Annotated in this window: 12 protein-coding genes, 1 pseudogene and 1 riboswitch; of the genes and pseudogenes, 9 read left to right on the top strand and 4 right to left on the bottom strand. The window is 72.3% G+C overall.

Going from position 1 to position 13,441, the window contains the following annotated elements:
• Positions 1-75 precede the first annotated feature (75 nt).
• Positions 76-191: riboswitch (cobalamin riboswitch) on the top strand.
• Between the two features lie 179 nt (positions 192-370).
• The 5 genes from ACGFML_RS37520 to ACGFML_RS37540 are packed head-to-tail and all read left to right on the top strand — an operon-like array spanning position 371 to position 6,078.
• On the top strand, positions 371-1,648 hold the full coding sequence (locus ACGFML_RS37520) for a prenyltransferase/squalene oxidase repeat-containing protein (protein WP_393550344.1): 1,278 nt from the start codon (positions 371-373) through the stop codon (positions 1,646-1,648).
• On the top strand, positions 1,645-2,304 hold the full coding sequence (locus ACGFML_RS37525; protein ID WP_393550346.1) for an SCO2322 family protein: 660 nt from the start codon (positions 1,645-1,647) through the stop codon (positions 2,302-2,304). The genes ACGFML_RS37520 and ACGFML_RS37525 overlap by 4 nt, the downstream gene beginning before the upstream one ends.
• Positions 2,301-3,458, top strand: a complete 1,158-nt coding sequence (locus ACGFML_RS37530; RefSeq protein ID WP_393550348.1) for a CbiQ family ECF transporter T component — start codon at positions 2,301-2,303, stop codon at positions 3,456-3,458. The genes ACGFML_RS37525 and ACGFML_RS37530 overlap by 4 nt, the downstream gene beginning before the upstream one ends.
• Positions 3,455-5,182, top strand: coding sequence for an ABC transporter ATP-binding protein (locus ACGFML_RS37535; RefSeq protein ID WP_393550350.1), 1,728 nt, complete (start codon positions 3,455-3,457; stop codon positions 5,180-5,182). Before ACGFML_RS37530 ends, ACGFML_RS37535 begins: the two co-directional genes overlap by 4 nt.
• On the top strand, positions 5,179-6,078 hold the full coding sequence (locus ACGFML_RS37540; RefSeq protein WP_393550352.1) for an ECF transporter S component: 900 nt from the start codon (positions 5,179-5,181) through the stop codon (positions 6,076-6,078). Before ACGFML_RS37535 ends, ACGFML_RS37540 begins: the two co-directional genes overlap by 4 nt.
• A 29-nt stretch (positions 6,079-6,107) precedes the next feature.
• Here ACGFML_RS37540 and ACGFML_RS37545 read toward each other — a convergent pair whose 3' ends face one another.
• A complete protein-coding gene (locus tag ACGFML_RS37545; RefSeq protein WP_393550354.1) occupies positions 6,108-7,361 on the bottom strand; it encodes an alpha/beta hydrolase in 1,254 nt (417 codons plus the stop codon).
• A 181-nt stretch (positions 7,362-7,542) separates the two neighbouring features.
• Positions 7,543-8,712, bottom strand: a complete 1,170-nt coding sequence (locus ACGFML_RS37550; RefSeq protein ID WP_393550356.1) for a steroid 3-ketoacyl-CoA thiolase — start codon at positions 8,710-8,712, stop codon at positions 7,543-7,545.
• A 364-nt stretch (positions 8,713-9,076) separates the two neighbouring features.
• Here ACGFML_RS37550 and ACGFML_RS37555 point away from each other — a divergent pair, with 364 nt between their 5' ends.
• From ACGFML_RS37555 to ACGFML_RS37570, 4 genes are all read left to right on the top strand, one after another.
• Positions 9,077-10,309: a cytochrome P450 gene (locus ACGFML_RS37555; RefSeq protein ID WP_393550358.1), complete on the top strand. Its 1,233-nt coding sequence runs from the start codon at positions 9,077-9,079 to the stop codon at positions 10,307-10,309.
• Positions 10,310-10,957: 648 nt separating this feature from the next.
• Positions 10,958-11,578, top strand: coding sequence for a DUF6230 family protein (locus ACGFML_RS37560; RefSeq protein WP_393550359.1), 621 nt, complete (start codon positions 10,958-10,960; stop codon positions 11,576-11,578).
• Positions 11,569-11,967: a DUF6114 domain-containing protein gene (locus ACGFML_RS37565; protein WP_393550361.1), complete on the top strand. Its 399-nt coding sequence runs from the start codon at positions 11,569-11,571 to the stop codon at positions 11,965-11,967. Before ACGFML_RS37560 ends, ACGFML_RS37565 begins: the two co-directional genes overlap by 10 nt.
• 161 nt (positions 11,968-12,128) lie before the next feature.
• A complete protein-coding gene (locus ACGFML_RS37570) occupies positions 12,129-12,833 on the top strand; it encodes a hypothetical protein (protein WP_393550363.1) in 705 nt (234 codons plus the stop codon).
• 53 nt (positions 12,834-12,886) lie between these two features.
• On the opposite strand, the gene ACGFML_RS37575 is transcribed toward ACGFML_RS37570, so the two are convergent.
• Entirely contained in the window at positions 12,887-13,216 is a 330-nt protein-coding gene (locus ACGFML_RS37575) for a hypothetical protein (RefSeq protein ID WP_393550365.1), read from the bottom strand.
• Between the two features lie 20 nt (positions 13,217-13,236).
• Positions 13,237-13,441: pseudogene (locus tag ACGFML_RS37580) on the bottom strand (cytochrome ubiquinol oxidase subunit I); the annotation flags it as partial.

Genomic DNA, 13,441 nt, shown 5'->3' on the forward strand with positions numbered 1-13,441 from the left:
CCGGCCGGGAGGCGGGCGTCACCACCGCCGTACGCCAGGGCGGGGCCGGCCCGAGTGCCGGTTAGGGTGTGCGGGACAATTTCATCCGTGCCCGATCGGGGGAAGCCGGTGCAAACCCGGCGCTGACCCGCAACCGTGAGGACGGCCCGGCCGTCCGAGCCGGAGCACCCGCTGGGGCACGACCAAGGCTCCCGCCACCAGGACCGCCCTCGGACGGCCGGTGTGCGGCACCGTCGAGGTATACGGAGCTGAGCCCGGTGCCACCGCCGACGATCCGTTGATCGCCGCGCGGGCGGTCGGCCGAGCGCGGCTGCGTACACCGCTGCGACCCGACCCGAGAGGCACCGACCCGATGGCCCCCATGGCTCCCATGGCGCATTCCCTCGCCGTCCTGGCACGCCGCGCCGTACCGGCGCTGGCCACCGCGGCCCTGCTGGGCGTGGCCGCTGCCCCCGCCGCCCATGCCGCCCCCGCCGCCCCCTCCCCGTCTCCGAAGAAGCTGCCGGCCGGGCTGTACGGGACCAAGGACCCGCAGTACGACGGCGTCTGGCGGCAGTCGCTGGCGCTGCTGGCCCAGAACACGGTGGGGGTGAAGCCCGCCGCATCCGGCATCGGCTGGCTGGCCGGACAGCAGTGCACCGACGGTGCGTTCACCGCCTTCCGCGCCGACCCGGGCAAGCCCTGCGACTCCAAGACGATGCGGGACACCAACCAGACGAGCGCCGCGGTGCAGGCGCTGGCCGCGCTCGGCGGCCACGACGACGCCGTCAAGAAGGCCGTACGCTGGCTGACGTCCGTCCAGAACGAGGACGGCGGCTGGAGCTCGATGCCGGGCTCGCCCAGCGACGCCAACTCCACCTCGGTCGTCATCGGCGCGCTCGCCGCCGTCGGTGAGAAGCCCGCGTCCGTCACCGCGAAGAAGAGCGGTAAGAACCCCTACGACGCGCTGGCCACCTTCCAGCTGGGCTGTGACGCCAAGGCGAACGAGCGTGGTGCGTTCGCCTTCCAGCCCAAGGACGGGAAGCCGGCCCCGAACGCCGACGCCACCGCGGCCGCCGCGGTGGGCGTCCTGGGCAAGGGCTTCGTCGTGGCCCCCGCGGGCAAGGACGTGAACGAGCCGGTCGAGGCGCCGGCCTGCAAGGACGGCAAGCCCGCAGCGAAGACGGACCCGCAACGGTCCGCGCAGGCCGCGGACGCCTACCTCGTCGCCCAGCTCGGCCACAACGGGCAGCACCTGCTGTCCGCGATGCCGGGCGCGGAGCAGCAGCCCGACGTCGGCAACACGGCCGATGCGGTGGTCGCGCTGGCGGCCGGCTCCCACGGAGCCGCCGCCCAGAAGCCCCTGAAGTGGCTGGAGAAGAACGCGACGGACTGGGCCAAGCAGAACGGCCCCGCCGCATACGCCCAGTTGGTACTGGCCGCGCACGCCACCGGCGAGGACCCCCGGTCGTTCGGCGGCACCGACCTGGTGGCCGCGCTGAGCGCCACCGGGCCGAAGCCGGCCGGCACCACCGCACCTGCGGCCGCACCGGAGAAGGACGCCGACGACAACGAGGGCGGCTTCCCGTGGTGGATCATCGGCGTCGGGCTCGCTTTCGGCGCCGGCATCGGCTTCCTGATGAGCGGCCGCCGGAAGAAGCAACTGTGAGGCAGTACGGCAGGACCGTGGGCACGCTGCTGCTGGCCGGTGCGGCCACCGCGCTGGCGACCGCGCCCGCACAGGCCCAGGAGTACCGCTACTGGTCGTTCTGGGACAGCAAGGGCGGATCCTGGTCGTACGCCGCCGAGGGCCCCGCCACCGTGCGCCCGGCCGACGGCGCCGTCCAGGGCTTCCGGTTCACCGTCAGCGCCGACTCCGCCGCGGCCGGCAAGCCCCGCACGCCGGCCCGCTTCGACGCGCTGTGCCACCGCACGCCCGCCAAGGACGGCAGCAAACGGATCGGCATCGTCATCGACTTCGGCACCGCGGCGGACGCGCCCGACGGCGAGACACCGCCCACGACCCGAACGGCCTGCGCCCGGGTGCCCGAGGACGCCTCGGCGGGCGAGGCGCTGGCCGCCGTCGCCCAGCCGCTGCGTTATGGCACCGACGCGCTGCTGTGCGCCATCGCCGACTACCCGCAATCGGGGTGCGCGGACCAGGTGAGCGGGTCGAAGGGGCCACGGCACTCGGCCGCTCCGGCCTCGGGGAAGGCGGCGGACGGGGGCGGCGACGGCCCCTCCGCCGGGCTGCTCGGCGGCATCGCGGCCGTCGTCGTACTGGGCGCGGCCGCCGTGTGGCAGGCACGCCGCCGGCGCGGATGAGCGCCCCGCAGACGACCCGCAGCACCGCGCTGCACGCCGGCGCATGGTGGCTGTGGGCGCTCGGCCTGGCGACCGCCGCCTCGCGCACCACCAATCCGCTGCTGCTCGGGCTGCTGGTCGCCGTGGCCGGATATGTCGTCGCGGCCCGCCGCACGGACGCACCCTGGGCCCGCTCCTACGGGGCGTTCGTCAAGCTCGGCCTGCTGGTCATCGGCATCCGGCTGGTCTTCGCGTTCGTCCTCGGCTCGCCGGTCCCCGGCACGCACACCCTGGTCACCCTGCCCGAAGTGCCCCTCCCCACCTGGGCGAAAGGCGTACGCATCGGCGGCCGGGTCACCGCGGAAGGCATGCTCTTCGCCCTCTACGACGGGCTGAAACTGGCCACCCTGCTGATCTGCGTCGGCGCCGCGAACGCCCTCGCCAACCCCGCCCGGCTGCTGAAGTCCCTGCCCGGCGCGCTGTACGAGGCGGGCGTCGCGGTCGTCGTCGCGATGACCTTCGCACCGAATCTGGTCGCCGACGTGCAGCGGCTGCGGGCCGCCCGCCGGCTGCGCGGCCGGGCCGACCGGGGGTTCAAGGCGCTGCTCCAGGTGGGGCTGCCGGTGCTGGAGGGTGCGCTGGAGCGGTCCGTCGCGCTGGCCGCGGCGATGGACGCCCGCGGGTACGGCCGCAGCGCGCAGGTGCCGCCGGCGGTGCGGCACACCACCTCCGCCCTCACCCTCGGCGGGCTGCTCGGTGTCTGCGCCGGCACCTACGGGCTGCTGTCGGACACCGGCGCCGGATACGGACTGCCGGTGCTGCTGGCCGGCCTCGCCGCCGCGCTCGGCGGACTCCGGCTCGGCGGCCGCCGCACCATACGCACCCGCTACCGGCCCGAACGCTGGGGCCCGCGCGCCTGCCTGGTCGCCGGCTCCGGTATCGCCGTGGCCGCCCTGATGATCTGGGCCGACGCCGCGTTTCCGGTCGCTCTCCATCCGCCGGCCGTCCCCCTCACCACTCCCGCCCTGCCCCTCTGGCCGGCCGCCGCGGTCCTCCTCGGTCTGCTGCCGGCGTTCGTCGCCCCGCTCCCGGCCGGGACGGAACGCGGGGCGCGGGCGGACAACCGGTCTGCCGGAAGATCCGCCGACCCGCTCAAGAAGGAGCCCACCCCGTGATCCGGTTCGAGCAGGTCTCGGTCACCTACGGCGATGCTGCGGCGCCCGCCGTCCACGGCATCGACCTGACCGTGCCCGAGGGCGAGCTGTGCCTCCTGGTCGGCCCCTCCGGCGTCGGCAAGTCCACCGTCCTGAACGCCGTCTGCGGGCTCGTGCCGCACTTCACCGGGGGTACCCTGCACGGCCGCGTCACCGTCGACGGCCGCGACACCCGCACCCACAAGCCGCGCGAACTGGCCGATGTGGTCGGCACCGTGGGCCAGGACCCGCTGTCCCACTTCGTCACCGACACCGTCGAGGACGAGCTCGCCTACGGCATGGAATCGCTCGGCCTGGCCCCGGACGTGATGCGCCGCCGCGTCGAGGAGACACTGGACCTGCTGGGTCTGGCCGAGCTCCGCGACCGGGCCATCACCACGCTCTCCGGCGGGCAGATGCAGCGCGTGGCGATCGGTTCGGTGCTCACCACCCACCCCAGGGTCCTGGTCCTGGACGAGCCGACCTCGGCCCTCGACCCGGCCGCCGCCGAGGAGGTCCTGGCCGTCCTCCAGCGTCTGGTCCACGACCTCGGTACGACGGTGCTGCTGGCCGAACACCGCCTGGAACGCGTCGCTCAGTACGCGGACCAGGTCATTCTGCTGCCCTCCCCCGGCGCGGCCCCGCTGATGGGCGACCCCGCCGAGATCATGGCCGTCTCGCCCGTGCACCCTCCGGTCGTGGCCCTCGGTCGGCTCGCCGGCTGGTCCCCGCTACCGCTGTCCGTACGCGACGCCCGGCGCAAGGCGGGCCCCCTCCGCGAACGGCTGGCGGGCGTGGCGCCCGGTGACGCGAGGGGTGCGAGCGGTGGCCTCAGCGCGGGCAGTGGGGGCCTCGGCGCGGGCAGGGGGAGCAGCCAGGGCGGCAGTGCGGGCGCGGGCGGCTCCGGGGGGCCCTCCCCCCGCCCCCGCCCCCGCCCTGCCACGCCGCCCCCCGTGGTGGCTTCGGGGCTCGGCGTCCGGCGAGGGCGCATCGATGCCCTGCGCCGAGTGGACCTCACCGTCCGGCCGGGCGAGACCGTTGCCCTGATGGGCCGCAACGGGGCGGGCAAGTCCACACTGCTGACCACCATCGTCGGCATGCACGAGCCGTCCGCCGGAACGGTGCGGGTCGGCGACGCCACCCCGCACCGCACCAGCCCCCGCACCCTGCTGCGGCACGTCGGCCTCGTCCCCCAAGAGCCCCGCGACCTCCTCTACGCCGACACCGTCGGCGCCGAGTGCGCCGCCGCCGACCACGACGCGGACGCCCCCGCCGGCACCTGCCGGGAGCTGGTCACCCGACTGCTGCCCGATGTACCGGACTCCGTCCACCCCCGCGACCTGTCCGAAGGCCAGCGCCTCGCCCTGGCCCTGGCGGTCGTCCTGACCGCCCGTCCGCCGCTCCTCCTCCTCGACGAGCCCACCCGCGGCCTGGACTACGCCGCGAAGGGCCGACTGATCGGTGTCCTGCGCGCCCTGGCCGCCGAAGGACATGCCATCGTCCTGGCCACGCACGACGTCGAACTGGCCGCCGAGCTCTCCCACCGCGTCGTGATCCTCGCCGACGGCGAGATCGTCGCCGACGGACCCACCAGCGAGGTCGTGGTCTCCTCTCCCTCCTTCGCTCCTCAGGTCTCCAAGATCCTCGCCCCACTCCCCTGGCTGACCGTTTCCCAGGTCGCCCGAGCCCTGGAGACCGTTTCATGAACCGGGCCGCCCCCGACTCCCCCGCCGGGCACGAGCCCTGGTCCGACACCGTGCGCCGCGACCGGCACCGGACCGGGGCGGCGGCTGCCGCGGGCCGGCAGGCTCGCGCGGTACGGCTCGGCCCCCGCTCCATCGCCGCCCTGGCACTCGTCTCCGCCATCGGCGCGATGGCCTTCGGCTGGCCGCTGCTTGCCGACTCCACCTCCGGGCTGGCTCATTCGAAGGACGCGCCGTGGCTCTTTGCCGCGCTGCTGCCGATGCTGCTCGCCGTCGTCGTGGCGACCATCGCCGACAGCGGGCTGGACGCAAAGGCCATCGCCATGCTCGGCGTCCTGGCCGCGGCGGGCGCCGCCATGCGCCCGCTGGGTGCGGGCACCGCCGGCATCGAGCCGATGTTCTTCCTGATGGTGCTGTCGGGCCGGGTGCTCGGCCCCGGCTTCGGATTCGTCCTCGGTTCGGTGGCGATGTTCGCGTCGGCCCTGCTGACCGGCGGGGTCGGGCCCTGGATGCCGTTCCAGATGCTGGCGATGGGGTGGGTCTCCCTGGGCGCCGGCCTGCTGCCCGGCCCCGACCGGCTGCGCGGCGCCCGCGAACTCGCCCTGCTCTCCGCCTACGGAGCGGTCTCCGCCGTCCTCTACGGCCTGATCATGAATCTCCAGGGCTGGCCCTATATCGCGGGGATGGCCTCAGGGGTCTCCTTCGTCCCCGGCGACCCGGTGAGCGAGAACCTCGTCCGCTTCGTCACCTACTGCCTTGCCACCTCCCTCGGCTGGGACCTCCCCCGAGCCCTGGTCACCGTGATCTTGACCTGCACCCTTGGCGGCACCATCCTCAAGGCCCTGCGCCGCGCGACCCGCCGCGCCGCCTTCGACGCCCCGGTCTCCTTCACGCCCTGAGCCCATCGGCCGCTCGGATGCCCGGTACATCACCCGACGGGGAGGGCCCGGGCTATGGACGGTTCCGAGCGCAGGAACGAGGTGTAGTGGCCGGCGTCGGGCCCTTGGTCGACGACCGTCGCCCTGGCACCGTGGCCGGTCAACTCGCGTGCGCAGGACAGCGTGTTGGCCATCGGGACGTCCCGATCGCCCGTCGCCGTGTAGAGGGTGATGCGGACCTCGTGGTGCGGCGTCCAGTCACAGGTGCGGTCGTTGGCGCGCAGCGCTTGCAGGAGGGCGCCGGAGGGGTGTTGGAGTTTCTTGTACCAGGTGTCCGTGAGCAGGTCCTCCAGGCGGCCGGGCAGCCTGCCCGCGATGTCCTCCGCGGGGTGCTCGCCGTCGAAGAGATCCTCCACCCGGTCGGCGTAGGGGGCACGGAACACCTGGCCGGGGTCGGCGTAGAGCGGGTGGAGGCGGTTTTGGGCGGTGAGGAAGAAGGAGGCGTAGAAGACCGCGGACTGCGGGTCGATACGGCCGTCGAACATGCCGGGGAGTTCGCTGCCGGCGAGGTGGAAGGGGCCGCCGACCGGGGCGAGCAGGCCGACGCGGAAGTGCGGGTCGGCGCCGCGGTCCAGTGCGCGGCCCAGGGCCATGGTGACCTGCCCGCCCTGCGAGAAGCCGGTGGCGGAGACGTCGCGGTCGAGTGACGTGTCCAGCTTGCCGGCGGCGGAGCGGGCCGCGCGAAGCATGTCGAGGGAGGCCGATGCGGCAGACCGGGCGTTCATGTAGGGGTGGTGGCCGGGGCCCGTGCCGAGACCGAGGTAGTCGGGGGCGAGGGCTGCGCGGCCGGCCGAGGCGTACAGGAGGGTGACGGCCCGGTCGGGGCCTTCGGCCATGGAGGGGGCGTAGCCGCGGTAGGCGAGGGTGCCGTGGTGATGGATGACGGGCGGCAGGTGGTGGCTGCCGCCGAGGGGGAGGGCGAGCAGGCCGGAGGCGGTGGTCGGGCGGCCGTCCGGTGTGATCGTGCGGTAGGTGAGGCGGTATGCGGCGACGCCGTGCCGTGCGGTGCCCGTCTCCAGACGTTCCTTCTGCGCCCGGGCGATGACTTCTTCGCGGGCGCGGCTGCCGAGCGGCGTGAGGGAGAGAAGTGTCCCTCGTCCCTGCCCGGCCGGGGCGGCGTCGGCCGGGGCCTGCGCCGCGCCGACCGGCTGCCCGGGGGCGGCGGGTGGCGCGGCGAGGGCCGGGGCCGCGGTGAGCAGTGCCAGCAGCATGGCGGCGGTGCCGGCGGCCACTCCGCGTGACACGAACCGTGATGCGCCTAAGAGGGCCCGGTATCCACTGAATGCAGATGATTTCCGGTGGGTTCTGTTCATGCTTCGACGGTACGGAGCCGCGGTGCGGCGCAGAATGCGGTTTTCCACCCGACTCGACTGTGGTTTTCCGCAGGTTGGGGTGGTTGGGATGGTTGGGGCGGTTGGGGCGTCTTCACAACCGCTGGATGATCGTCCCTGTGGCGAGCGCCCCGCCCGCACACATGGTGATCAGGGCGAATTCCTTGTCCCGGCGCTCCAGTTCGTGCAGTGCGGTGGTGATGAGGCGGGCGCCGGTGGCTCCGACCGGGTGGCCCAGGGCGATGGCGCCGCCGTTCACATTGACCTTCTCCAGGTCCTGTTCGAAGACCTGGGCCCAGGAGAGGACGACGGAGGCGAAGGCTTCGTTGATCTCGACGAGGTCGATGTCCTTGAGGGACATGCCGGCCTTGCCGAGTACGGCGCGGGTGGCGTCGATGGGCCCGTCGAGGTGGAAGTGCGGGTCGGAGCCGACCAGCGCCTGGGCCACGATCCGGGCCCGCGGCTTGAGTTTGAGGGCGCGGGCCATGCGCTTGGAGGCCCACATGACCGCGCTCGCGCCGTCGGAGATCTGCGAGGAGTTGCCCGCGGTGTGGACGGCGGTCGGCATGACCGGCTTGAGGCCGGCCAGCGCGTCCATGCTGGTGTCGCGCAGCCCCTCGTCGCGGTCGACCAGCCGCCACATGCCCTGGCCCGCCGCCTGTTCCTCCTCGGTGGTGGGGACCTGGACGGCGAAGGTCTCGCGTTTGAAGCGCTCCTCGGACCAGGCGGTGGCGGCCCGTTCCTGGGAGATCAGGCCGAGCGAGTCGACGTTCTCGCGGGTCAGACCGCGGTGGCGGGCGATGCGTTCGGCGGCCTCGAACTGGTTGGGCAGATCGACGTTCCACTCGTCGGGCCAGGGTTTGCCGGGGCCGTGCTTGGAGCCGCTGCCCAGCGGCACCCGGGACATCGCCTCGACGCCGCAGCCGATGCCGATGTCGATCACGCCGCCCGCGATCATGTTGGCGACCATGTGGTTGGCCTGCTGGGAGGACCCGCACTGGCAGTCGACGGTGGTGGCCGCGGCCTCGTAGGGGAGACCCATTGCGAGCCAGGCGTTGCGCGCGGGGTTCATGGACTGTTCGCCGGCGTGGGTCACGGTGCCGCCGACGATCTGCTCGATGCAGTCGGGCTGGATGCCGGTGCGCGCGAGGAGTTCGCGGTAGGTCTCACCCAGGAGGTAGGCGGGGTGGAGGTTGGCGAGCGCGCCCTGGCGCTTGCCGATGGGGGTGCGTACGGCTTCGACGATGACGGGTTCCGCGGCCATGACTGACTCGTCCTCTCCTATGTCCGCGGGGCGTCCCGGCACCCACGGAAGAAGAACTAGTACGCGTTCTACTTCTACAAACAGTCTTATGAGCCTCGCCCCGGGGCGCAAGGGTCGTGCACCACCGTTGTCCACAACAGGTGGCGCCGCACCCCTTGCCACTTGTAGAACTCGTTACTACCTTCACCGCGAATGCAACTGATGGGTCGTCAGTAACGTCGGGAACCAGCCGTCCGGAAGCCCGTCCGGAAGCCCGAAATACCCAGAAACCCAGAAGCCCAGAGACCCAGAAGCCCCGGAAGACCAGAGCCTCAGCAGCTCAGCAGCCCGCACTCTCGGATGCCAGATGGACCAGGAGTCGCCCATGTCATGCCCGGCGTTGCCCGAGGGGTTCGACTTCACCGACCCCGACGTCTACCGAACCCGCGTCCCGCTCCCGGAGTTCACGCAGCTGCGGCAGACCGCACCCGTGTGGTGGAACGCGCAGCCGCACGGCATCGCAGGCTTCGGCGACGACGGCTACTGGGTCGTCACCCGGCACGAGGACGTCAAAGAGGTGTCCACCAAACCGGACGTCTACTCGGCCAACCTCAACACCTCGATCATCCGCTTCAACGAGTCGATGACCCGCGACCAGATCGACGTACAGAAGCTGATCATGCTGAACATGGACCCGCCGGAGCACACCCGGGTCCGCCAGATAGTGCAGCGCGGCTTCACCCCGCGCGCCATCCGCGCCCTGGAGGACGCCCTGCGGCACCGGGCGGCGCGGATCGTCGAGGAGGCGCGGCGGAAGCGCGCCGGGGACTTCGTCACGGACATCGCCTGCGAGCTCCCCCTCCAGGCGATCGCCGAGCTCATCGGCATCCCCCAGGACGACCGGTCCCGCATCTTCGACTGGTCGAACAAGATGATCGCGTACGACGACCCCGAACTGGCCATCACCGAAGAGGTCGGCACCAACGCGGCGATGGAGCTGATCTCGTACGCGATGAACCTCGCCGCGGCGCGCAAGGAGTGCCCGGCCAAGGACATTGTCAGCCGGCTGGTGGCGGCGGAGGACGAGGGGAATCTCGGGTCGGACGAATTCGGCTTCTTCGTACTGCTGCTGGCGGTCGCCGGCAACGAGACGACGCGCAACGCGATCACCCACGGCATGCACGCCTTCCTCACCCACCCCGAGCAGTGGGAGCTCTACAAGCGCGAGCGCCCGGCGACCGCGGCCGAGGAGATCGTGCGGTGGGCCACGCCGGTGGTGTCCTTCCAGCGCACCGCCACGCAGGACACCGAACTGGGCGGCGCAAAGATCAAGAAGGGGCAGCGGGTCGGGATCTTCTACTCCTCCGCCAACAACGACCCGGAGGTGTTCGACCGCCCGGAGGTCTTCGACATCACCCGTGACCCCAACCCCCATCTGGGGTTCGGGGGCGGCGGACCGCACTTCTGCCTCGGCAAGTCGCTCGCCGTCCTGGAGATCAACCTGATCTTCCACGCCATCGCGGACACCCTTCCGGACATCTCCCTGGCGGGCGATCCGCGCCGGCTGCGCTCTGCATGGCTGAACGGCGTCAAGGAGCTGCGGGTGCACTACGGCTGACCCCGCTGCCGCAGGTCCTGGACCGTTTAACAGCGCCCCCGAACGTGGGCGTTGGCGTGCCGGAACGAACCCGAGCGGTAGGCCGGCCACCGCAGCAGCATGCGCCTTGCCGCGCCCGGGCAGGCGGGCAGGCGGGCAAGCGGGCAGGCGGGCAGGCGGGCAGCGGCGTTTCGCCATGAGCAGCCGGGGTCGACAACCCCCTGGGCTGCGCGCGCCCGAGCGGCCCCCAGGGCCTGCCGTCGCTGCACCGCGGTTGCGGTGCGGCCTGCGGCGGGCCCGCCGCGCCGCTCGACGCAGGGAGCGCTCGCCGCATCGACGCGTTGCGGCGCACTGCGATATGTCCGAAAACGGTTCCGCCCCCAACCTTGCCAGCTGTCATTGGCGGACTTACATTCAACTCGCCAGTAACACGCGGGAGTTCACCACATCCCCGCACGGTCCGACAGCACGCGGGCCAGAGCCGCACGTTCTCCCCCACATACGCACATACGCACATGCGCCACTCGTCACGCATGGCTCCAGCACCACACGCGCCATTCCACGCACGTCATGCACGTCACGCACGTCACGCACGTCCATGCACCTCCATGCACTCCCCCCACACGGTTCGACAGCGTGCTCGACCGCTCTTCGAAGGGGACTCACCTCATGAAAGACACCCACGGCAGACCTGTCACGGGACGCATCAGCTGGCGCAGGTTCGCCGTGCTGTCCGTCCCGGCCCTTGCCGGCACCGCGGCACTGGGCATCGCCCTGGCCAACGGGGCGCTGGCAGCCTCGTTCGCCGTCTCCGGGCAACAGTTCAAGGTGTCCGCGGACAGCCTGAAGGGCGATGGATTCGCCCAGTACGGCAGCGTGGACGCGAACGCCAGAGGCGACCTCCTGCCGGTCGCCGTCACCGCCATCAAGACGGCGCAGCTCAACCACCTCTGCCAGTCGGTGGTCACCCACCTGCCCGTCATCGGCGACATCTCGCTCAACCTCAGCGCCGGGACGGGCGACAGGCCCGTCGAGGCCCGCGATCTGTTCGTGGACGCCACCCAACTCTCCGGTAACGCGTCCTTCCACAACATCGAGATCGGCCGGGACGCCTCCACCCTGGACAAGGGGCCGGCCAGCGCCCAGGGCATGCAGGACCTCTTCGCGCAGCAGGCCGACGACGTCAGCATCAGCAAGCTGCGGCAGACCGCCTGGGCCACCAACGCGGGGACGTTCAAGCTCTCCGGTCTGAGCATGAAGGTCTCCAAGGGCAAGAAGGAATGCTTCTGACCTGGCGGCGCTGGCGAAAGGGACGTCCCTTCTGGGGCGGCCTGGCGGCCGTCATCGCCGGCGCCGAGATCTGCGCCATCCCCCTGGCCCCGCTGAAAATCATGCTGCAGCAGGGCATCGCCGGTATTCCGTCGGTGCTGATGGGGCTGGTGATGATCGTGATGGGGCTCTCGGCGTGGTTCGCGCCGCACTACCGCGGCCTCGCCGGCGTCCTCACCGTGCTGTGTGCGGCGGGCGCGCTGGTGATGTCCAACCTCGGCGGCTTTCTGATCGGCACGGTCATCGGGATCCTCGGCGGATCCTCGATCTTCGCGTGGCAGCCGGTCGCGGCGGCGGCCCCGGAAACACCCGGTGAGCCGGCGGCCGCCGCCACCACGGGCGAGTCCTGACCGACCGCCGGGGCGAGTCCGAAGCGACCGCCCGCCCCCGTCCGCCCTGCCCGTACGCGTGTCCCCACACCCTCGTCCGCGTACGGGCAGGGCCCCGTTCGCACCACCCCGCACCGTCCCGCACGCTCCTCCGGCACCTCACCCCTCAGAAGGAGACCAGCATGACGAAGACGCCCGCACCCGCTGCGCGCCGTTCGCCCCGTGGACGCGGATTACGTGCCGCCGGCACCGGGGTCGCCACGGTCCTGGGGCTGTCCCTCGGCGTACCGGCCTCCGTGGCGGCCCAGCCCACGGGCGAGCCCTCCGCCGCGGCTGCCGCCACGACCGTGAGCCCGGCAGGGCACCAGTTCACCGCCGCCCTCAGCGGCAAGGCCACCTTCACGGCCGGTTCGGTCACCGTGACCTGTTCGACCTCATCCGCCGGCGGACAGGTGCCGGCCGCGCCCGACAACCACAACGCGGCCGGCCCGGTGAGCAGTTCCATCAGCCCGGCCACCTACGGGTCCTGCACGACCAGCATGCCCGGCGTCAGCGCGACCGTCACCACGTCCGGCGGCTGGGGCGTGGCCATGCAGAACGGGTCGCCGGTGACCGCCGGTCTGACCATCCCCTCCGGCGGGTTCGTGCTCAAGACCAGCGGACTGGCGTCCTGCACCGTGACCGCCGCCCCCACGGCACCGGCGACGGTGAACGGCACCTGGACCAACGGCGCGCCGTCCACCCTCACCTTCACCAACGCCGCGGTGCCGGTGAAGGTGGTGGGCGGGTTCGGCTGCCCGACCGGCGCGACCAGCTCGACGTTCAACGCCGCCTACCGGGTCACCGACACCACCGACCCGGCGTCCCAGATCACCGTGACCGGCTGACCGGCCGGTGTTCGAGGGCCGGTGACGGCCGCTCCCGGGCGGCCGTCACCGGCTCAGCGCGCGCCCAGACCGGCGGCCGCCACGGCCACCAGCGCCGCCACGGCCACCGTGCCGCTGAGGAATGCGGTGATCAGCCGGCGCCGAAGCGCCCGATAGACGCTCTCGTATTCGGTGCGCAAGGTGGCGCTGCGGACGGCGATGCGTTCCCAATAGGCACGCGACGCGTCGCGCTGGTCCTGGCAATAGCGCAGCTCGACCTCTCTGCGCTGGGTGTCGGTCAGCCACGGCAGGCCGGCGCAGAAGGCGTCCGCCCGGGTCCGGGCCCGTTCCTTCTCCGCCTCCCGGAGCAGATATCCCTCGATCTCATTGATCGCCTCGTCCATCCGCATTCCCCCTCCCCCGCTCATCCGCGCGCCCCGCTCATCGGGGCACCGGCGGCGTCCAGCTCGCGCCCGATCTCCGGGTGGTGCAGGTCGAACGCCGGGGATTCGGAGCGAATGCGCGGCAGGGTGCGGAAGTTGTGCCGCGGCGGCGGGCAGGACGTCGCCCACTCCAGCGAGCGGCCGTAACCCCACGGGTCGTCCACCTCGACCTTCTTGCCGTACTTC

Source organism: Streptomyces sp. NPDC048650 (assembly GCF_043199095.1).
Lineage (GTDB): Bacteria > Actinomycetota > Actinomycetes > Streptomycetales > Streptomycetaceae > Streptomyces.

Bases quoted from the DNA above. Each gene is read 5' to 3' on its own strand.
- ACGFML_RS37540 (WP_393550352.1), top strand. From the start codon at position 5,179: ATGAACCGGGCCGCCCCCGACTCCCCCGCCGGGCACGAGCCCTGGTCC.
- ACGFML_RS37560 (WP_393550359.1), top strand. From the start codon at position 10,958: ATGAAAGACACCCACGGCAGACCTGTCACGGGACGCATCAGCTGGCGC.
- ACGFML_RS37555 (WP_393550358.1), top strand. From the start codon at position 9,077: ATGTCATGCCCGGCGTTGCCCGAGGGGTTCGACTTCACCGACCCCGAC.
- ACGFML_RS37570 (WP_393550363.1), top strand. From the start codon at position 12,129: ATGACGAAGACGCCCGCACCCGCTGCGCGCCGTTCGCCCCGTGGACGC.
- ACGFML_RS37550 (WP_393550356.1), bottom strand. From the start codon at position 8,712: ATGGCCGCGGAACCCGTCATCGTCGAAGCCGTACGCACCCCCATCGGC.
- ACGFML_RS37565 (WP_393550361.1), top strand. From the start codon at position 11,569: ATGCTTCTGACCTGGCGGCGCTGGCGAAAGGGACGTCCCTTCTGGGGC.
- ACGFML_RS37530 (WP_393550348.1), top strand. From the start codon at position 2,301: ATGAGCGCCCCGCAGACGACCCGCAGCACCGCGCTGCACGCCGGCGCA.
- ACGFML_RS37575 (WP_393550365.1), bottom strand. From the start codon at position 13,216: ATGGACGAGGCGATCAATGAGATCGAGGGATATCTGCTCCGGGAGGCG.
- ACGFML_RS37520 (WP_393550344.1), top strand. From the start codon at position 371: ATGGCGCATTCCCTCGCCGTCCTGGCACGCCGCGCCGTACCGGCGCTG.